This is a genomic window from Romboutsia sp. LXY-2, from assembly GCF_056171995.1.
The window spans coordinates 14862-36539 of the sequence record NZ_JBKFGI010000011.1; the positions used below are offsets into that span (position 1 = coordinate 14862).

Annotated in this window: 22 protein-coding genes; 1 reads left to right on the top strand and 21 read right to left on the bottom strand. The window is 27.8% G+C overall.

Annotated elements, in window-relative coordinates; all coding sequences use genetic code 11:
* Positions 1-245: 245 nt before the first annotated feature.
* The 15 genes from ACI48P_RS16025 to ACI48P_RS16095 all read right to left on the bottom strand — a co-directional run bounded on the left by ACI48P_RS16025 (position 246) and on the right by ACI48P_RS16095 (position 14300).
* On the bottom strand, positions 246-992 hold the full coding sequence (locus ACI48P_RS16025; protein ID WP_475217556.1) for a glucosaminidase domain-containing protein: 747 nt from the start codon (positions 990-992) through the stop codon (positions 246-248).
* Between the two features lie 370 nt (positions 993-1362).
* Positions 1363-2310, bottom strand: a complete 948-nt coding sequence (locus ACI48P_RS16030) for an ROK family protein (RefSeq protein ID WP_475217558.1) — start codon at positions 2308-2310, stop codon at positions 1363-1365.
* Positions 2292-2696: a UTRA domain-containing protein gene (locus ACI48P_RS16035; protein ID WP_475217560.1), complete on the bottom strand. Its 405-nt coding sequence runs from the start codon at positions 2694-2696 to the stop codon at positions 2292-2294. Before ACI48P_RS16035 ends, ACI48P_RS16030 begins: the two co-directional genes overlap by 19 nt.
* Before the next feature lie 604 nt (positions 2697-3300).
* The gene (locus ACI48P_RS16040) at positions 3301-4749 is read right to left on the bottom strand and encodes a sensor histidine kinase (RefSeq protein WP_475217562.1); all 1449 of its coding nucleotides are present in this window, start codon (positions 4747-4749) and stop codon (positions 3301-3303) included.
* Positions 4730-5437 carry a response regulator transcription factor gene (locus ACI48P_RS16045; RefSeq protein ID WP_475217564.1) on the bottom strand — a complete coding sequence of 236 codons (708 nt, stop codon included), beginning with the start codon at positions 5435-5437 and terminating at the stop codon, positions 4730-4732. Before ACI48P_RS16045 ends, ACI48P_RS16040 begins: the two co-directional genes overlap by 20 nt.
* 288 nt (positions 5438-5725) lie before the next feature.
* Positions 5726-6037: an energy-coupling factor ABC transporter substrate-binding protein gene (locus tag ACI48P_RS16050; protein WP_475217566.1), complete on the bottom strand. Its 312-nt coding sequence runs from the start codon at positions 6035-6037 to the stop codon at positions 5726-5728.
* Complete coding sequence (locus ACI48P_RS16055; RefSeq protein ID WP_475217568.1) at positions 6027-6770, bottom strand: energy-coupling factor ABC transporter permease; 744 nt, start codon at positions 6768-6770, stop codon at positions 6027-6029. Before ACI48P_RS16055 ends, ACI48P_RS16050 begins: the two co-directional genes overlap by 11 nt.
* 227 nt (positions 6771-6997) lie before the next feature.
* Complete coding sequence (locus ACI48P_RS16060) at positions 6998-7516, bottom strand: ECF transporter S component (RefSeq protein WP_475217570.1); 519 nt, start codon at positions 7514-7516, stop codon at positions 6998-7000.
* Positions 7517-7544: 28 nt separating this feature from the next.
* Positions 7545-8132 (bottom strand): class I SAM-dependent methyltransferase, encoded by a 588-nt coding sequence (locus ACI48P_RS16065; RefSeq protein ID WP_475217572.1) that lies wholly within the window; start codon positions 8130-8132, stop codon positions 7545-7547.
* Between the two features lie 92 nt (positions 8133-8224).
* Positions 8225-8842, bottom strand: coding sequence for an ABC transporter ATP-binding protein (locus ACI48P_RS16070; RefSeq protein ID WP_475217574.1), 618 nt, complete (start codon positions 8840-8842; stop codon positions 8225-8227).
* Positions 8832-9764, bottom strand: coding sequence for an oligopeptide/dipeptide ABC transporter ATP-binding protein (locus ACI48P_RS16075; protein ID WP_475217575.1), 933 nt, complete (start codon positions 9762-9764; stop codon positions 8832-8834). Before ACI48P_RS16075 ends, ACI48P_RS16070 begins: the two co-directional genes overlap by 11 nt.
* Before the next feature lie 9 nt (positions 9765-9773).
* Entirely contained in the window at positions 9774-10646 is an 873-nt protein-coding gene (locus ACI48P_RS16080) for an ABC transporter permease (protein WP_475217576.1), read from the bottom strand.
* Entirely contained in the window at positions 10643-11626 is a 984-nt protein-coding gene (locus tag ACI48P_RS16085; RefSeq protein WP_475217577.1) for an ABC transporter permease, read from the bottom strand. Before ACI48P_RS16085 ends, ACI48P_RS16080 begins: the two co-directional genes overlap by 4 nt.
* A 2-nt stretch (positions 11627-11628) precedes the next feature.
* Positions 11629-13254 (bottom strand): ABC transporter substrate-binding protein, encoded by a 1626-nt coding sequence (locus ACI48P_RS16090; protein WP_475217578.1) that lies wholly within the window; start codon positions 13252-13254, stop codon positions 11629-11631.
* Positions 13255-13481: 227 nt separating this feature from the next.
* On the bottom strand, positions 13482-14300 hold the full coding sequence (locus ACI48P_RS16095; protein WP_475217579.1) for a histidinol-phosphatase HisJ family protein: 819 nt from the start codon (positions 14298-14300) through the stop codon (positions 13482-13484).
* A 217-nt stretch (positions 14301-14517) separates the two neighbouring features.
* Between ACI48P_RS16095 and ACI48P_RS16100 the strand changes: the two genes are divergently transcribed.
* Positions 14518-14727 (top strand): hypothetical protein, encoded by a 210-nt coding sequence (locus ACI48P_RS16100; protein WP_475217581.1) that lies wholly within the window; start codon positions 14518-14520, stop codon positions 14725-14727.
* Between the two features lie 73 nt (positions 14728-14800).
* Here ACI48P_RS16100 and ACI48P_RS16105 read toward each other — a convergent pair whose 3' ends face one another.
* The 6 genes from ACI48P_RS16105 to ACI48P_RS16130 all read right to left on the bottom strand — a co-directional run bounded on the left by ACI48P_RS16105 (position 14801) and on the right by ACI48P_RS16130 (position 21600).
* Positions 14801-15826 (bottom strand): hypothetical protein, encoded by a 1026-nt coding sequence (locus ACI48P_RS16105; RefSeq protein WP_475217583.1) that lies wholly within the window; start codon positions 15824-15826, stop codon positions 14801-14803.
* A gap of 63 nt (positions 15827-15889) precedes the next feature.
* The gene (locus ACI48P_RS16110) at positions 15890-17599 is read right to left on the bottom strand and encodes an ABC transporter ATP-binding protein (RefSeq protein ID WP_475217585.1); all 1710 of its coding nucleotides are present in this window, start codon (positions 17597-17599) and stop codon (positions 15890-15892) included.
* 24 nt (positions 17600-17623) lie between these two features.
* Positions 17624-18985 carry a sensor histidine kinase gene (locus tag ACI48P_RS16115; protein WP_475217587.1) on the bottom strand — a complete coding sequence of 454 codons (1362 nt, stop codon included), beginning with the start codon at positions 18983-18985 and terminating at the stop codon, positions 17624-17626.
* 13 nt (positions 18986-18998) lie between these two features.
* Positions 18999-20060, bottom strand: coding sequence for a sensor histidine kinase (locus ACI48P_RS16120; protein ID WP_475217589.1), 1062 nt, complete (start codon positions 20058-20060; stop codon positions 18999-19001).
* Positions 20035-20733 (bottom strand): response regulator transcription factor, encoded by a 699-nt coding sequence (locus ACI48P_RS16125; protein WP_475217591.1) that lies wholly within the window; start codon positions 20731-20733, stop codon positions 20035-20037. Before ACI48P_RS16125 ends, ACI48P_RS16120 begins: the two co-directional genes overlap by 26 nt.
* A 303-nt stretch (positions 20734-21036) precedes the next feature.
* On the bottom strand, positions 21037-21600 hold the full coding sequence (locus ACI48P_RS16130) for a beta-class carbonic anhydrase (protein WP_475217593.1): 564 nt from the start codon (positions 21598-21600) through the stop codon (positions 21037-21039).
* Positions 21601-21678: the final 78 nt, after the last annotated feature.

Below are 21678 nucleotides of genomic sequence, written 5' to 3' on the forward strand. Positions count from 1 at the left end.
ATATATTTTTACAATAATGCTAAGCTTTCTTTATTCATCTTTTTCATTAGTATAATATATATATGCTTTATTAGTTTTTAGTATAACTAGCACTAAAAATTCCCTACCAAAATAAAAAAAGGCTACTAAATAGCAATATCCCTATTCATAAAGTTACTACGTCTATTACTTAAAAAGGAGTAAACCAAATTATTAATCCTTTTAGCCTACTCCTTTAAAATTAAATTCAAATATAGTTCACTATTTTATCCATAAATTTCTTTGTATACTTTTAAAAATCCTAAAGCTAGCATATCCACTTTATTGTGCCAATTATATTGATCATCAGGACAGTAACTATCTTGAACAGCATCTACTGAAAGCCCTTTATAATAAGATCCGCCCTCACTTAAATAGTTTTTAGAAAGATGCTTTGCAGTTTGGATAATTGACTCATATTGACTATTAAATAATCTACCCTCTGAAGCATCTGTGTACACTTCATATCCAGTTAAATTATTATCTTCCACAGCCCTTCGTGATGTTGCAAATCCACTTTCTAAAGCCACAATACCTGCCATTGCAAATGCATTTACTCCATATTCCTTTTCTGCATCAACAAGTGCATCAGCTAAATGTGCCATAGTAGATGCCCCATTATAATTCATAAAAACTTCTTTAAGTTCCTCTTTAGTAATACCACTAGCCAAGGTCATATCATTTCTTTTATATACTACTTCGGCTCTTTCAGTGATTTCTGTTACTAAATTTTCATTGATATCGTCATTATCTTTTTCTATATTATTTTCTTCATTATTTGTAAGATCAGAAGTATCTCTCGTATCCATTAAGGCTGTATTAATACTCTCCTCAACACTATTATCACTAACTTCTGTACTTTCTATTGAGCTTAAATTCAAATTATCCTCTATGTTACTATTTGATGATGGAAATAAAATCATCACTATAAATGACAAACATATTAAGCTAACCATTTTTTTACTCAATTTCATAAAATTTATCCTCTCGTATTTAATTTGCTATATAAATAGTTCACTAAAATATTTTCTATTTCCTTTGATTAATAAATTGGTGAATCTTGTCTACGGCTTCAGTTTCCAATTTATGTTTTTATGCGACTTTAAATTTTATATTTTTCGATTAAATACAAGGTAGTTTTTCTTAGTTCAAGATATATTTTATTTATTTTGTCTTTTTTACTTGTACGATTTTTTGTATAACCTGGTTGCATAAGTTGTATCCAGATTATGAGCAATTATAGTTTCTTTATACTAAAAAGAGAGCGTATCTTAACTATTTATTAGTTAAAATACACCCTCTTTTCATTTAGATTATTATGTTATTTTTATTTCTTCATATAAGTTAATAAATTCTATTTAAAAATGCAGCTCCAATAATACCAGCATCATTTCCTAGGCTAGCTAATACTATATTTGCAAATTCCTCTTCTTTATATAAAATATGCTTTCTTATTTCTTCTTCTAGATTTTCTAATAATAATTCTCCTGATTTAGATACTCCACCACCTAAAGATATTATATCTGGATCTAATGTATTTATTAAACCAGCTATTCCAATAGCTAAATAAGATTTAAATCTAGATATTACTAAATTTGCAACAGCATCATTTTCTTTATATGCATCAAATACCATTTTTGCATTTATCTTTGAAATATCATAGCTACATTTATCATTAATACAACTAGTCATGCCTTCATTTATTAGTTTTTGAGCATAACTTATTATTGCAGTTGCTGAACAGAAGGTTTCAAAGCATCCATTGTTCCCACAATTACAGTCAAAGTAATTTTCACCAATAATAGCATGTCCCATTTCAGAGCCCATTCCATGTGCGCCTACAAAGGGTTTCCCATTTATTATTATTCCCCCACCTACTCCTGTTCCTAATGTAAGCATAACAGCAATAGGATTATCTTTCATACTTCCAAACTTGGATTCTGCAATAGCTGCAACTGTTGCATCATTTTCAGCAAAAGTATTTACCTCAGGGAATATTTCTCTTAACTTACTAAGAAAGTTTACTTTGTCCCATCCTAAATTAACGCAAGTAACTTCACCTTTTTTATTAATAAAGCTTGGTACACCAAATCCTATAGATTTAATATCTTTAAATTCCATATTATTTTCTTTTACTAAGCTTCTTATAAGATTATTAATATCATTCATTACCTTGTCAAAACCTGAATCTGAGTCGGTTTTACATTCTTTTGTATAAAGTATTTGACCCTTTTCATTAACAATACCTGCTTGTATTCCTGTTCCCCCAATATCTACCCCAATAAAATACATGTCATTCTCCCTTTGATTTTAAAATTAGCAAATTTAAATAATTTTGCTTTTTTATAATTATGAATTGCTATAGATACTTCAAAAATGTCTCCATTACTTAAAAATACAGTATCATCCATTACTAAATCTGGATTATTTTCTTCTAAATTGAATAGCTTTGAACTTTGCTTGTTTAACTTATCAGCATATATTACTTTATCTGCAAAGCCTATGTTTAACTTTAAATCATCAGTAATATATGTGTATTTAGACTTTTTATCAATATCCTCACTAAGATATGGTTTTATATCTTTATTATAATAAGAATACTCTATAGTATAAGGTTCTCCATCAATTATTCTTAGCCTATTAACAAAATATAAGCTTGTGTTTATTTCACAATTCATTTTTCTGCCATTTCTTCATCTGTTTGTACTATCTTAAGTTATATTATTTTACTTTCAATTTCCTTCTTAGGAAAATCTATAGTCAACCCTTTTTAATTCTCTAAGCTAACATACCCCTTTACAGATGCTTCGCTTACTGAAGGTATTTAGCACTCATTTTTACATATTCTATACATTTTTAATTTATTATAATAAATGTAATTAGCCTTTACAAATTTAATTGTTATTTTGATTTCAATACAAATTTATCCCTATCTCTATAATTATACTATTAATTGCAAATTACTTCTATATTCAAAACTTATCATCATCATAATTTCTTAATAATGTCCTTAATAATAACTTAAGTACTAAATAAAAAAAAAATGGGCTAAAAGCCCATATCCATATATGTAATTCTTACTTTTGGGGAAAAGTAGAATATAGATAAAAATTAATATAAACTATAGAGATCTTGAAATCAAAAAAGTCAGAAGACAATATAGTCTTCTGACTTAAATAAGATATTTTCAAATATCTAAATTTCTATTATTTAATTAACTTTCTATCTTAATTAAATTGTATATAATTTTATGTAGTTTGTCAACAAATAATGATTATTTTTTTAACAATAATGAATGGTAAATACAAATTTGGATCCTTCATCTAACTTCGACTCTACATGTATTTCTTCCTTTAGATGTTTAACTATTTCATAAGCAATTGAAAGGCCTATACCTGTACCATTAGAAGAATGAGACTTATCTACCTTATAAAATCTATCAAATACAAAAGGCAAGTCTTGAGATGGTATCCCTATTCCTGTGTCTGTTACAATGATTTCAGCAAAAGAATTTTTACATTTTACTTCTAAATATACATTCCCTTCAGAGGGAGTATACTTAAAAGCATTGTCTAACAAAATAATCATTAATTGAACCATACGAGCTTTATTTGTGAATACTAGTGGTAAATCGTCTAAATTAAAAGGTGTGATAAAATTAACATCCATATCATCAGCAATAATTCTAAATTCTTCTATTACTTCTGTTAAAATCGAAGTCAATGGTATACTAGTTTTTTCTAAAAAAACATTTCCTGACTGTAACCTTGATAACTCAAGCATATCCTTTATAAGTAATTCTAGTCTAGCCGATTCTCTAAGTACTTGTTTATAGTATTTTTGTTTTCCTTTTTCATCCTTTATTATACCATCATTTAACATTTCTGAAACTGCTCTTATTGCTGTAACTGGTGTCCTTAACTCATGACTTACATTTGCTATATAGTCCCTACGTGTTTGCTCTAGAAGACTTGCTTGCTTTTCATTTTCTTCTAGCCTTTGTGCTAAATAATTTATAGATTTCGCTACTTCTCCTATTTCATCATCAGAACTTTCATGTATTCTAATAGAAAAATCTCCTTTTGCCATTGCCATTGCCGCATCATTCATATCATTTAAAGGTTTAAATAATTTTTCTATAAATATGTAAATTGGTGCTAATATTAATATTAATGCTATTACCATACTTATTGTTAAAACAAGATAAAATCCAAATAAAACCTGAGATAAATTCATTGGAAATTTTACAAAAATAAGAGCTCCAATTATTTCATTGTTATATCTTATGGGTTCTCCTACTATTAATGAATCACCAGGTATTTTATTAAGCTGTGTTATACCTTTTATACTTTTACCACTTAAAACAATATCTACAAAGCTTTCAGTTGACTTGTTTAATTGCTCCGTGCCGATATCCGAGTGTTTTTCATCAAGATTTTGACCATCTACCCTTAGCAGGTTATCTTTATTGTTATCGTAAAATAACACTACACAAGATTCTAAAAGTTCTTCTTTTATATAATCAGCTAATTTATCTCTATCATTGGATATATTTATATTATGAACTATATTTTTAACAATAGTATTAGCTTGATTGCTCACTTCCTCTAATTGTGTTCTTAAGAAATAATTTTTTAGAGTTACACCACCAAATATAATAGTGGCTACAGCTGCGCATATAATAATTACACTTATAGTTTTTAATATTTTTTTAAATAATTTTTGCTTCATTTAATACCTCAAACTTATATCCTATTCCATAAATTGATTTTATTTCCCAACCTATATTATCTGATGGTAACTTTTTTCTAAGTCTTTTTATCTGTGTATCTACAACCCTTGTATCTCCAAAGTAGTCATATCCCCATACTTCAGTTAATATATGCTCTCTTTTCATTGTAATTCCAGGATTCGAAGCTAAAAAATAAAGTATTTTCATTTCTTTAGGTGTAACATTTAACAGTTTTCCATTTACATAAATTTCATATTTTTCAATGTCAATCTCTAGATTATTATATTTTATTTTAGTATCTGATTTTTTTTCTGTAGGAGTTATTCTTCTAAGGACTGTTTTAATTCGTGTAACTACTTCTCTAGGAGAAAATGGTTTAGATATATAGTCATCTGCACCTACTTCTAATCCAATAATTTTATCCATAGTTTCCCCCATAGCAGTTAACATAATTATAGGAATGTTACTTATTTTTCTTATTTCTTTACATACATCTATTCCAAATATTTTTGGCATCATTAAATCTAACAAAATTAAATCTGGATTATACTTCTTTGCTTTTTCTAAGGATTCTAACCCATCATATGCTGAAATGTACTCTATTCCTTCTAATTTTAGATATTCTCCTACTGTTTCATGTACTAGTTTTTGATCATCGCAAATCAAAATTAATAATGGATTATTCAATTTTTTTCCCCCTTACAGTAAATAAATATTAATTTTTACCAATATAATCTCCATTTTGGAAATCATGACCATATAATTACTTTACCTTTAATTATACCTATATCTAATATCATTTCAACTTTATTAATAGTAAAATATAACAATACTTTCAAATTTTATAAAAAATTATAATTCTTACGTATGGAGTCTTAATATATATATATTTTTTTTGCAAATAAATAATGCTTCAGCAAAAGGCTAAAGCATTATTAGGTTAGGTTGATATATATTAACTGACTTAAGGGCTAATTAAATTATTTCTTCACTTCTTTTTTCTTTTACTTTAGATCCTTTTTTATATCCTAGATAATAACATATTACACCTGCTCCTAAAGCTGCTTGAACAGAGAATAATAAAGATTCTATTTCTCCACTTGGTGGTTCATATATTGAGCTAAACCATGGTTCATAATCCGGTGCAACTTGACCTATTAAATCTTCTGCTTCACCATCTGCTCCACCATATTCAGCATTTTTGTTTAATAATAAAGGAGTCACTATTAATAATAAAGTTATTATTAATAATATAATATTTTGCTTCGTTTTTGATTTAGAACTCATAATTTTCAACTCCTTCACTTTTTCCTTCTTCTATAAGATTATATACTATTGTAGTTAATAATCCTTCTGCTATAGCTATAGGTATTTGTGTTATTAAAAATACGCCTAAGAACTTAGCTATTGAAACAAATACCCCTGTTGCAGGGTCTGGGAATGCTAAACCTAGTTGTATTGAAGTTACCATGTATGTAGCTATATCTGCTAATGCAGCAGCTAAAAATACACTCATTCCAGTGTTAAGTTTATACTTTTTACATAACTTAAATATTGCATATGCTACTATTGGTCCAACTACTGCCATTGAAAATGCATTGGCTCCTAAAGTTGTAAGTCCACCATGTGCAAGAAGTATAGCTTGGAATAATAATGCAATTGTTCCTATTACAGCCATAACACTTGGTCCAAATAATATAGCTCCTAATCCTACACCTGTTGGGTGTGAACAGCTACCTGTTATTGAAGGTATTTTAAGAGCTGACAACACAAACACAAATGCACCTGCTAAAGCTAATAATACCTTTTTCTTTGGTTCTAGCTTAACTATTGAGTTTATTTTTTTTATACCTAATAGGAAAAATGGAATAAATATTACAGACCATAAAATTGACCATTTTATAGGTAAGAATCCTTCCATGATATGCATTGCATTACTTTGTATTGGATTTAGTGCAATAAAGAGAGCCGCTCCTATCATACCTAGGGTAAAGCTAGAATTGAATTTGATTTTTTTCATTTTTTATCCCCCACTTTTCTTTAGTGTTGCCTATTTAACTATATTATACAAATAAAATGTGTCAATCTTGTGTCATTCTAAGGACAAATAAGGTACAAAATCATTGTACCTATGACTTATTAAATATGTGGCATTATAATTTAATTACTCGCAAAAAGAGTACAGTGTATATTTATACGCTGTACCTTATATGTTTTTTATACTATTTTAAACTTAAAATTTCCATTTTATGCTAATACTTTAGCTATCTCTGGATTTTTAGTTGTAAATTTAACTAAAATAGGTATAAATATTAATTGTATTAACATTCCAGGGATTGCCTGTGCTAGATTTCCAAATACAAACATAAGTGGGCTTACTTGTGGTGCAATTGTTATTGAAACTATATATGCTCCAACCATAGCAAATAACCTTCCACCTATCATAGCCACAATAAGTGAAATATATATCTTGTTTGTTTTTTCAAATAAGAAGCCTGTTATAATTCCGTAAGCAAAAAGTTCAAACGCCATTATTGGCATAACTGGAACTAAAGGTGGCATACCTGTCATTAATCCACTTAATATTGGAGTAATTAGTCCTACTAATCCACCATAAAATGGTCCTAATAAAAATCCTGCTATAAGAACCGGAATATGCATTGGTAAAAATATTGGACCTGCCATATTAACTGTATGGAATATCATTGGTAGAATAATCCCGAAAGCTATAAATATCCCTGATAATATTATTTTTTTAGTTTTCATTTAAGTTCCCCCTAATAAATATTAATTGTTAATTTTCTATTACTATGTAATAAATCTCATCATTTTCAAAGGCATCAATTACCTTTAAACCAACTTCCTCAAATAACTTTTTCTGATTTAAAATTGGTATTAATCTATCTTCACTAACCCTTTCATCAGCTTTTTTGTGCATATTATTTAAGTATTCTCTACCATTCGAATGGGCAATAATAAGTTTTCCACCTTGTTTTAGATTGTTTTCTGTTAATACTTTTATTGCGTTTGTTTTATCTTGAAGATGTGGAAACATTGAATATAAAACTATTTTGTCGTATTTTTCTTTCATCGATGTTTTTTCAATATCAATTTCTTCAAATGATAAGTTAGCTATATTTTTAAATTTATTCCTTGCGACAGTTAGCATACCTTCAGAAATATCAACTCCCTTAATATTTCCATTAGGATTTAAACTCTTTAAAAAAGGAATTAAAACTCCTGTTCCTGTACCTACGTCTAAAATATTCTCTCCATCTTTAATGCTAATTTTTGATAATAGCATATTTATTTTTTCATCATTCACTTCAATAATATTGTCCCATTCTTTGGCTATATTATTGAAAAAATCTACTTGGCTCATAAAGATCTCCTTTTCTAAGTACAAAAAAACCATGAAAAGTAATAAACCTTCATGGTCTTATTTTTAATTTATTTAATTTATGTATAAAGATATTATGCAGTGACTTTAAATTTTTCTAAATTAACTACTCTATCACATAATCTTTCGATTAATGCTTTTTCATGGCTAATTACTATTAAGCCAATATTATTCTTTCTTACATGCTCTATTACTACTTTCCAAATTTGTGCTTGTGTAATTGCATCAAGCATTGTAGTCATCTCATCTGCTATAATAAACTTTGTTTCTTTGGATAATGCTCTTACAACACAAAACCTTTGTAGTTCTCCACCTGATAGTTCACTTGGCCATCTTGTTAGCCATTCATTCTTTATTCCCATATCCTCAAGTAACTCTTTTGAAGGGCTAAAAGCTTCATTTAATATTTTATCCATTTTCCACTTTGGATTAACTGATTTTTCTGGATGTTGAAATATTAATTGTATAGGATTATACCCTCTTTTCTTTTTGTCAGAACCCTCTATAGTTACATTTCCACTACATGGTTTTTCATAGCCTGAAAGTATTTTAGCTAAAGTAGTTTTTCCAAATCCACTTGGAGCTACTAGACCTACTATTTCACCACTATTTATTTCAAAATCTACATTTTCTAATACATATTTATCGCTATTATTGTATTTGTAACAAATTTTCTCTGCTCTAAGTTGCATTTAAACATCTCACCATCCCATCTCTAACTTCTCTTATCTTTGGTCTTATACTTTCACAATCTCTACCAGATTTATCGCATCTTTCATAAAATAAACATCCTTTAGGAAGTTCTGTTGGTAGTGGTTGTGATCCTTTTATTGGCTTAAAGTTATTTTGAGGAAGAGCATTGTATAATGCCTTAGAATATGGATGTCTAAGATTTTTCCCATCATCCTTAAAATCACTTACATTTGCTATTTCTAAAGTTGTTCCTGCGTAAAATACTGCTATTTTATCAGCTACCTTTAAAGCTGCTTCTATATCATGAGTTATCATTAATACTGCACAGCCATTATCTGCAATTTCTCTAAAATGACCTAATGCTTCATTTAAAGATTTTTCATCAAGACCTGGTGTTGGCTCATCTGCTATTATTACCTTAGTATTTGATACTAGAGCTGTTGATAATAATACCTTTCTAGCCATTCCACCTGATAATTGAAAAGGATATAATTTATTTACCTTTTCTCCTAAGCCATACTTTTTAAATATTCCTTTTTGTATCATATCTGCATTATTTTTGTCTTCTATTGATATTTTAACTTGCTCTGATACCTTCATTAAAGGATCTAAATAGTTTACTGATTGAGGAATTAATACTATTTCTTTTCCTCTTAATTTTTCTTTTCTTTTTTGTGTTAATAGTTCATCTTTATATATGATTTCACCTTGTGTAGTTGAGTTACTTGGAAGTATTCCAAGTATTGCATGAGCAAGTAAACTTTTACCTGAACCACTTGACCCAACTACTGCAAGTATTTCACCTTCATAAAGTTCTATATCTAAGTCTGTTATGACATTTAAATCTCTTCTTCTAAGACCCTTAGTATATTGTGAAAAAGAAACACCAAGGTTCTTCACTGTTAATATAGGTTTTTTCATAGCGTCCTCCTATTTATGCGAAAGCTTTGGATTTATTAATTTACTTACTTGTTTTCCTATAGTGTCTACCATCATTGAAACTATTACTAAACATAGACCTGGGAAAAATGCTAACCACCACTTTCCACTGCTTAAGTATTTCATAGCTTCTGATAATATTATTCCGATTGCTGGTTCATGAGGATCAAGACCAAATCCTAAGAAGGTAATAGCTGATTCATGTAACACTGCATGAGGGAATATTAATACTACTCCTATTAATAACTGAGGTATTATGTGAGGTAGTATATGCTTAAAGGCTATATAAATATTTGATTTTCCAAAGTTTCTAGAGATTTTAGCATAATCAGAATTATTTATTTGCATAACTTCTGCTCTTATTATTCTCGTTAAAGATGGCCAGTGAGTAAGAGAAACTCCTATCACTATTCCCTTTAATCCACCACCCATTGCTATTGATATTAATATAATTACTAGTGCATGAGGAACTGATAAACATAAATCAATTACCCAAGTTATACATGCATCTACTTTTTTACCAAGTGTTGCTCCCATAAGACCAAGTGTAAGCGCTATAATTCCACTTATACATGAAGATAATAAACCTATTTTCATACTTAAGCTTAATCCCTTCATAGTTCTATAAAACATATCTCTACCCATCCAGTCTGTTCCAAATATATGAGTAGAACTTGGAGCTAAGTTTTTATTTAGTAAATTTACTCCTATTTGTTCTTCTGAAATTAAACTTCCTAAAGTAATTATACTTATTAAAAATACTATAAATACAAATATAGATAGTATTGTCTTTTCTCTTATACCAAAATTAAAATTTATTTTTCTTTTTTCTCTTAATACTATTTTTTCAGCTTGCTGGGTCATTTAGCTTGTTCCTCCTTCATTCTAGGATCTATAACTCTATATAATACATCTGCTAGTAAATTTCCTGTAAATACAAATAATAAACTTATAATAACTATTCCCATAAGAAGTGGTAAATCGCCTTTTATTCCTGCATCTACTGTTGCTTTTCCAAGTCCTGGGTATGAGAAAACTTGTTCTGCAAATACTGTTCCTGCAAATAATTCACTAAAAGATAAAAATTGAAGAGTTATTGCTGGTAATGCTACATTTTTAAGAATATGATTAAATACTATACTTCTTTTACTTTCTCCTCTTGCTTTTGCAAATAATATATATTCGCTGTTAAGTATATCAATAACCTTTTCTCTAGTATGTAAACATATATTAGCAACACCTAGAACACTTAGAGTTAGTGCTGGTAATACAACGTGTTTTAAAGAAGTTTTTAATGTTACTTCACTTGCAACTACTCCTATAGGTACTCCTAAACCTACGGGGAATATTTTTAATTGTACTGCAAATACCATAATAAATAGTATTCCTAACCAGAAGGTTGGAGTTGATACAAGTACATAACAATACCCTCTAATTATCCTATCTATTATTTTTCCTTCATTAATTCCAGATATTATTCCCATTGCAAAGCCTAGAACCCCTGATATTACCCATGCTACAAGCATTAGTAATAGTGATGCCATAAACTTTTCCTTAATTACTTCAACTACAGGTCTTCTATAAATAATTGATGTTCCTAAATCTCCTTTTGCAATTGAGCTAAACCAAGACATAAATCTTTCTTGAGGGGGCTTATTAAGCCCCCACTGTTCTGCTATATCTTCTCTTTGTGCCTTTGACACACTTAAGTCAGCACCAACATATGCTGTTACTGGGTCAATTGGCGACTTTTCCATAAGGCAAAATGTGAGAATACACACTGCTACAAGAAGTGAAGCCAATTTTGCTATTTTTTTTATAATATATATTCCCACATTTTTCATTCTTACTTCCAGCTCCATTCATTAATATTATCTAATATTCTTCCTCCATGTGGCTGCACAACTGGTGTACCTAAATCTAATCCTTCAGCTGCTATATATACGTGATTAGCATTTACTAACCATGCGTATGTAGAATCTCCTTTTGTTGAGAATCCTGTTTCTCCATCCCATTGTGCTTTTTTCCAGAATTCTAATGCTTCTTCTTCATTCTCACTGTGAAGAGCTTCTTCTATGTATTTATCAACTTTTTCATTTTTGTAGTATCCTGCATTATCCCAAGGTACTCCTTTTCCACAAACCTCACTACTATATAAGTAATATAACTCAGATGGATCTCCTGAACCCCATCCAAATAATACAGCTTGTGAATTTATATCTGTTTCAATAGTATCCCAAGTTCTCATTTCTAATTTAATCTCTATACCTATTTGTTTAGCTACTTCGACTACTGAAAGACCCATCGCTTGTCTATATAGTCCATCTGTATATAATAAATCAAATTTAGCTTTAACTCCGTCTTTATCAACTATTCCATCGTTGTCACTATCTTTCCATCCGCCATCTTCTAAAATTTTCTTAGCTTTTTCTATATCACCATCACCAGTTAATATAGTTTCTTCATTTAACCATGGCATTTTTTCAAGGCCTGTTGTTGATATTGTACCATATCCTTCTAATACTCCATCTACCAATTCTTGTCTATTTATAGCATAGTTTAAAGCTTCTCTTATTGCTTTATCACTAGTTACATCATTACCTATTGGATTTCCTTCTTCAGTAGTTTTTCCACTTTTAACCATTGGGAATTCTATTCCGTAAGTTTCAATACTGTCTATATTTATTATTTGAGTTCCTTCTACTTTATCATTTGCTAAAGTACCAGGTATTGAAGCTATATCTACTTCACCAGCTTTTACTGCTGCATAAGCTGTATCGCTATCTAAAAATACTAATGTTAACTTTTCTATTTGAGGCTTCTCACCATAATAATCTTCATTTACTATCGCTATAACTTGTTGACCTTTATCCCATTGTACAAACTTATAAGGCCCAGAGCCTATTGGACTATCTTTGAAGCTATCATTGTGAGCATGCTTTGGTACTATTCCAACTGAGGCTAACTTTTCTATAAACGTTGATTGAGGATGATTAAGTTTAAAGTCTACTGTATACTCATCTACTGCTTTAATACTATCAACCATTGTTAAATCTATACTTGAACCACTTTTTTTTGCACTTTCATATGTATAAACTATGTCTTCAGATGTTAGCTTTTCGCCATCTGTAAATTTCACATCATCTCTTAATTTTACAGTCCATGTTAACCTATCTTCAGATACTTCGTAGCCTGTTGCCAAGTCATTTTCTATACCTAGTTCTTTATCCCTCTTAAATAATGTAGAGAAAAATACTTTTGTTATAGAACCATGACCACCAACTGTAGCATCAAATCCTGCCTCTGGTTCTGCTGCTACTGCAGCTACTAGTTCATTTTTTTCTCTTCTCGAATTTGTTACTTCATTACCTGGTGTTTCAGTTTTATCATCACTACTTCCAGAACATCCTGTTAATGCTGTAACAGTTAACATAAGTGTTAAGAACAGCGATATTGATTTCTTTAGTTTCATAAAATTTCCCCCTATGTATTATGAATATTTGCAAAAAAACAAAAACCATGAAAATAAATATGCTCATTCTAAGCATATAAACCTTCATGGTTAAATTATCATTATTATTAATTTATTGTAAATATTTACTATATTTAAATAGTAGCATAATTTTCTAAACTTTCAACAATTTTTTGATATTTTTTTAATAATCTTTTTGAGTATTTCTACATTAATCTATTATATATTTATGCAATAGAAATCTTCTTATGCTCTTCAAAAGATATAAAATTTGCTACTCTTTCTTTAAATATACAAACATATTTAAAATCAAGGGATTTTAGCATACTATAAGCCTTATCAAAATCCTTACATAAATCAATTGCTTGATGAGAATCAGAACCTACAGTTATTATCTCGCCACCAAGTTCTTTATATCTTCTAAGTATATCTTCATTTGGATGTATTGCATCTAACCCGTATCTGTACCCTGAAGTATTTAATTCTATCCCATTACCTGAATTTATTATATTTTTAAGTGCTATATCTAATACATCTTTATAGTCATTGTATATAACTTTATTATCTTTATATCCTCCATATCTAATTACATAATCTAGGTGACCATAAGAATCGTAGTTTTTGAATTTACTAGTAGTCTCCATAATACTTTCAAAGTATCTCCAATAAGACTCTTCTTTACTTTTATGTTCAAAAAACTTAGGTTGTGATACATGACTTTTATCTACTGTATGAGTTGAACATAGTACAAAATCGAAAGGGTAAGATGAAACTATATTTTCTATATCATCTTTGATATGTTTTTGATATCCTATTTCTATTCCTGTAAGTAATTGTATTTCTTTCTTATATTTTTCTTTATATTTATAAATAGTTGAAATATATTTTTCTAAGTCTAGACTGAATTTCTCGCCATTATACTCTAGATGATCTGTAAATGTAAGATATTTTACACCCATCTTAATTGCTACTTTTATTACATCATCCATATTATCTTTTCCATCACTTGAAAAATGCGTGTGTACATGATTATCTAATATATTCATATTATCAATCCTCTCTTTTTATTGTATAACATCTTTACACTTATATAATATGTGTATATTGTAAACATAGGATTAAGATAATGTTAATTCTTTGAAAATTATACCTTTCTAAATAATGATAAATATGATACTCTTCTAATCTTCATTGAATTTTGTTTATTATTGATATTTTATGTGTATATAAGATAAAATAAAAGTACTTAGGATGGTGATAAATTTGAAAATTGATTCAGTAATTGTAACTTATAAAAATGGATTTGAAAGAATTATTTATAGATCTAATGTTAGAAATTTTAACTCTTTGCTTGATTGGATAGAAATGTTTAATAATGGCGAAGATGTTGGATTCTTAACTATGACTGGTCGAGATTTAGGAAGTAACTTTTCTATAGATCCTGATAATGTAAGAACTATCGAATTTATATAAATTCATTAAAGGATTTTTTATCAAATTATTAGTAACGTAAATTAAATTATATGTAAAAAATAATAGTGAGCACCTAATTATGGTGATCACTATTATTTTCTTTATTATAATTATCTACCATTTCTTTTGATAGTTCCGCTATAGTCTCATTATAGATAGGTAAACTGCTTAACAGTACTTTCAAATCTATTAATTTCCCATTTATTTCTTCAACCAATATATTAGAAACTTTAGATGAGCAATTTTGTGTATTTTCTATTTGTATTTTTAAATCATCAAGTTTAATCCCTATCCTATCAATTATTCTTTCAACCTCACTTAAATTATTACCTACCTTATATGTCTGTTTATATATTATTTTTAAACTTTGAACTTCTTGTTCACAGTTTGATATTTCTTTTTCGATATTTTTTATATCAACATTATCTCTTTCAGTGTTTTTTTTCATTAAATCTTTCAAAGTGTTTAACAATTCATCAATTTTTCCCGTATCTGCTTTTAATTTTTTTAATGTATATATAAATGCAGATACAACACTTGCTATTATTGTACTAACAGTCTGTACTCCACTTTTTTGCTGTGTTGCTGATGACATAATAATATTATTTTCTTCTTCTGCAAGCCTTGATTTTTCTTCTACTATTTTATCTATGCTTGCTAGTATATTTTGTTGAGTAATATTAGACTTTAACATCTCATTTTCTATTGCATTTCTTTTTCCGTTGTCTAAATCTAATGTATTTGAGTCTAATCCTAGCTTATAGTATTCATCTAAGGATTTTGCAATTTGTGCTCTTTCTTCTTCCGTAATACTTCCTTTTGTCAATAACTCTTCCATGTACAAATAATTATTATTTAGTATTTTCTCATACTTTGCTCTATACTCTTCTTTACCTGTCAGCAAATAAAGTTTATGTGCCTGACACATTTCATTAATTCTAAGCCTAAACTTATCCATAATTACAATGCTTTGTGTATTAAATTTATTATTATCTGCTGTTTCTAATATGCTCTTAGAATCTACAGACATATAGACATTTAGTGCAAGTAATAAAGTAATAATAATAAAACCGATGATCATTAAAATCTTTTTTGTCATAGCATTCACCTATAATAAGACGTTACTTATATATATGAAAACTAATTTGTTATGTTTACTATTTTACTTGTCTAAAAATTGTTGTTCTACTAAGCTTCTATAAAACTCATGACTTTCTAATAATTCTTGGTGTGTACCACTTCCTGATATATTACCATCTTGCATCACTAATATTTTATCAGCATCTACTACTGTAGATAATCTATGTGCAATTACAAATACTATCTTTCCTTCTTTTACTTTGTTGATAGATTCTTGAATAATTTTTTCTGACTCTGTATCAAGACTTGCTGTAGCTTCATCAAATAACAATATACTAGGATTTCTAAGAATTGCCCTCGCAACGGCAATTCTTTGTCTCTGACCTCCAGAAATATTTCTACCTCTTTCCCCTATTACTGTTTCAATCTTTTCTGGTAACTCCATAATAAAATCATAAGCACCAGCTAGCTTAGAGGCTTCAGTTATTTCATCATCACTTACTTTTCTATCTATGCCATAAGTGATATTTTCTTTTATAGTTCCTATTAATAATGGACACTCTTGTTGAACATAACTTATTTTATTTCTCCATGATTTTATACTGTAGTTATATAAATCATTATTATTTACATGAATTTCTCCATTTTGTGGCTTTAAAAATCTCTCAATAATTGAAAATACTGTTGATTTACCTACACCACTTGGCCCTACTAGTGCTACTATTTCGCCTTTGTTTACATTAAATGATAATTTGTCTAAAACTTGTTTATCTCCATAGTAATAATCTATATTTTTAAACTCTACGCTATTTATATCCTCAATTTCTTTTCCTTCATTTAGATCTTCTTCTTCTTCCATAAGAATATCGTATAGTCTTTTAGTTGCCCCCTTAGCTTTTTGAACTTGCGAGAAAAATACTCCAATAGTAGCTACAGGTGTAACCACTTGGAATAAATAAAGTAGGAATGCAACAAGTTCACCTGATGTTACAGCTCCAATACTTACTCTATAAGCACCAAAGGCAATTACATATATAAACATAATCATAGAGAAAATCATAATCATAGGTGATAAGATAGATTGGATTTTTGCTGTTTTTATTCCGTAAGTAAATAAGTTTTTGAAGTTATCTTCTCCTCTTTCAAACTCATTATTTTCAGTTCCATAAGCTTTTATTAATCTTATTTCAGATAGTGTTTGACTTAAGTTTCCTGTTAACTTTGCCATTTCTTCTTGCTCATCAAGAGATATTTTGTAAAGTTTCTTTCCTACAGGCATAACTATTAATAATGTTATAGGTACGCTGAATACTAATACTAGTGTCATTGGTTTATCTAGTATAAATAAGAATACTATTGCACCAATTACTATTACAATATTAGTGATAAAATCTATAATCTGATAAGAAAGTAACTCTTTAACCACCACTGTATCATTTGTAACTCTTGATATTAGTTCTCCAGAGTGTTCTTTATCATAGTATTTAACTGGTAAGTGTAATAACTTACTCCATAATTTTGTTCTTATATTTTTTACGACCTTAATTCCTACATATTGAAGTAAGTATACTGATAATATACTACTTAATATCCAAAATACTAAAGTTATACCTATCCCAATAACTAGTTTAGGAGATATTCCATTTTGTATATTTTCTACCACATGTTTAACTATTAAAGGCATTAATAAACCTGACACTGCACTTAAAAGTGAAAATATTAATCCTATAATAGAAAGGTGGATTGATGGATTTGTTAATTTTACTAAATCAAACAATTTATGTTTTTTCATTTTTCCTCCTGTTGATTGTATTTATTAGTCCATAAATAATGTAGTAGATTTATTTTTAAAGTTTATTTCTACTTTAAATAAATCACCTTCTACAAATATATCTACTTTTCCCCCTTGAACTCTTACAAGGTTATTGACTATGCTTAAACCAAGACCATAGCCATCATTATGTCTTGACTTATCTCCTTTTACAAATCTATTTCCTAAAGTATTTTTATCTACTTCTAATTCAAATTTACTTATATTTTTTAAAGTTACTTTAATACTGTCTTCCTCTTGTATTATGTCTACGTATACTCTTGTATCTTCTAATGAATACTTAATAATGTTTGATATTAAGTTTTCAAAGATTCTTATTGTCTTGTCTTTATCTAAGTATGCTATTACCTCATCGTCTGGCTTATTAATTTTTATATTAAGATTTGCTTCTTCAAGCTTTTGTTTAAAACTATTTATACAGCCATCAATAAGTATAGATAAATCTAAGTTTTCTTTATTTAATATAATTTCATTTTCCTCTGACATAATTACTTCATTAAGATTTTCTATTAAAGTCTTTAGCCTTATTGTTTTTTCTTCTAATATCTTTATTTGCTCTAATTTTTCATCTTCATTAAGTTTATCGTGTTTTAATATATAAACTGAGTTTATTATAGATGTTAAAGGGGTTTTAAGATCATGAGAAAGGTTACTTACTAGCTGTGATTTACTGTAAAGACTATTCTTTTCCTTTAATGTACATTCTAAAACCTTTTTAAGCAGTTTATTAACTTCTTTTACTATTACGCTATATCTTGTTCCAAATAATACCTCTATTTGTTCTCCAGCTTCTATATATTCATCAAATTCAATAATTTCTTTTTCTAAACTTTCTACTTCATCAATTACGTTTTCTAGTGAAAATTTAATTAAGCTCATTCTAAACTTATTTACTCCAAGCTTTAAAAGAAGTCTTATTACATTAATAACTAATAATATAATAATTAAATTTCCATAACTTTTATCTCCATTTATATAATTAAATATTGATAGTATCATTAAGCCTTGAAATATTAAGGAATACCACTTTTTAAATACCATTACGTTATATAGTACTTTTCTTCCTTCATTGTCTGGATCTAGTTCAATTTTTTTAACTTCATAAGTCTTAAATATTATACTTACTAAGTTAAAAACAAGTACTATACATATTGTGATTAAACCTATCTGTAATATATTTTGATTATGATTAAATGCATATATATATATGAAGTATATTGATAATAAAAACATCCAACTAAACTTTTGAATAAATAAAGGTTTCGCTATTTTTTTTCTTATCTTTAAGTCTTCTTCTTCAAATAAATTATATATGTCATTTTTTTCGTAAAAATAATACTCTAACATTACCTACCTCTTTCTAATTTGTATTATCAATATCCTCAAACTTCATTTCTATTTTGAACATATCTCCATCAATAATAATGTCAAATTGTCCATTTTGTAATTTTACCAGGTTAGAAGCTATGGCAATACCCATTTTTTTAGTTTCACCATCTTCTCTTATTAATCTTAGAAATTCATTTTTATCAATGTTTAATTCTTTTTCTGAAATATTAATAATACTTATAACAACATTTTTATCTTCTTTATATAGTTCACCATAAACTCTGCTATTTTCTTTTGAGTATTTTTCTACATTATCTAATAATATTTCAAAAACCCTCCACATTTGTTGACCATCACAACTTACAGATGCTTTAGATTCACACATATTTGTTTTTAAGTTAAGATTTTTATTTTTAAAGTTATCTTCATATTCAGCAAAGGACTGCTTCAATAAATTTTTAATATCAATTTTTTGAATATTTAATTCTACTGTTCCAGTTACAACTTTAGTTAACTCAAACAATTCTTCTATTCTATATTTTAATACCCCTGTTTCTTCTTCTATTTGGTCTATAATTTCTAATTCTTCATTATCTGTATTTTCAATATCATTTTTCAAAACATCTAAATATTTAGAAATATTATCCACTGGATTTTTTAGATTTTTAGATACTTCCACAACAATTTCATTAGATAGATTTTCGCTTTGAATTGTCTTTATTGTTGAGTTGTGAATATGCTTTTCTATTTTATATAAGTACTCTAGTGACTTCCTATGTGATTTACTAAGTATAGGCTCTACCTCATTAGTTTCTTTTGTTTTTTCAAATATATCAACTATATCTTCACTGTCCTTTGAGATTTCATATACTGATTGAAACATCATCATATCTTTAAAGTCATTAGTTAAGTTTTCTATTATTAATATTAAAGTAAAAACACTTAAGGTTATTATAAATCCATTGATTTTATTAGGTATAAATAGTATTAAAATTAGTCCACTTATTGCTAATAATATATATACTATATTTCTTATTTTTTTTGTTTTACTTATAAAATTTATTAATTTATCTTTCCTCGAGTTTATATCCAATTCCCCACACCACCTTTAAATATCTTGGTTCTTTAGGATTTATTTCAATCTTTTCTCTAATCCTTCTTATATGAACCATTACTGTATCTGTATTTATACAATGTTCCTTCCAAGCTCTTTCATATATTTCTTCTGCTGAAAATACTCTACCTGGATTATTCATTAAAACTTCTAATATTTTATACTCCATAGGTGTAATTTTCTTTGCTTCACCATCGACTTGAAGCTCTTTAGTCATTGTATTTAAAGTTATTCCACCTATTTTTAGTATTTCTTCCGTTGTTTCATTTTTACTATTTCCTAGTTCAGTGTACCTTCTAAGCTGTGACTTTACCCTAGCTACTAGCTCTAACGGGTAAAATGGTTTAGTTATATAATCATCTGCTCCTATATTTAATCCTAGAATTTTATCACTATACTCTGATTTTGCACTAATCATTATTACAGGAATATTTTTTTCTTCTCTTATTTTCATAGTGGCTTCTATACCATCTAATTTTGGCATCATAATATCCATAAGTACTAAATTAACTTCTTCTTTTTCTAATACTTCCAATGCTTGTTTTCCATCATATGCCTTTATAACTTTAATATTTTCTGGTCTTAAATATCTCTCTATAGCATCAGGTATTTCTTTTTCATCATCAACTACTAAAACTTTATGCTTATTCATGGAATCTCCTTTACAAAATTTATTATAGTCATATATTATCATAGAAATCTTACAATTTAAGTTATGTAAATCTTAAATTTTTCTAAACAAATCTAACATTTCTCTTATTCTTATAATTATGTAGGATCATTATTTTATTTATTTACTTTGTTTATCTATTTATTTTGTAATTCTCTATATTTCTATAATTTATAGACTTTATCTTTAGATACTTTAATTAAATTTAAAAAGCTAAGAATAAGTTATATTTATAGTAAATATAACCTATTCTTAGCTTAGTTTATCTAAATAATATTTTTCTTTCTAGTCTTCATATCCATTTACGATTACATCTAGTTTACCTGTTTCTGGGCAAATTACTAAACCATGTACAATAATATCTTTAGGAATTAATGGATGATTTTTTATGGTGTTTACACTATCTTCTATAGACTCTTCAACTGATTCAAATCCATGAAGCCATTTCTTAACATCTCTACCCGCGTTTTCAAGAGTATTTATAGTATCAAGACTTATTCCTCTTTTTATTGCCTTATCTAATATACTTTGTGTATCTAAGTTACACATACCACAACCATGATGTCCTATTATTAATACTTCATCAACTTCAAATTCATATATTGCAACAGCAATACTTCTTGTAATACTTCCGAATGGATGCATTATTGTTGCACCAGCATTTTTTACTATTTTTGCATCACCATTTTTAAGATTTAAAGCCTTAGGAAGCAAGTCAGTTAGTCTTGTATCCATACAAGAAATTATTAATATCTTTTTATCTGGATCTTTTGATGTTATATATTTTTCATAATCTTTATTTATAACAAAGTCTTTATTGAATTCTAATATACTGTCTAATTTTCTCATAATACACCTCTCCTCTTTCGTTAAATACTATTATATATATTTTTAAAATTTTTACAATATTTTATTAATATATGTTAG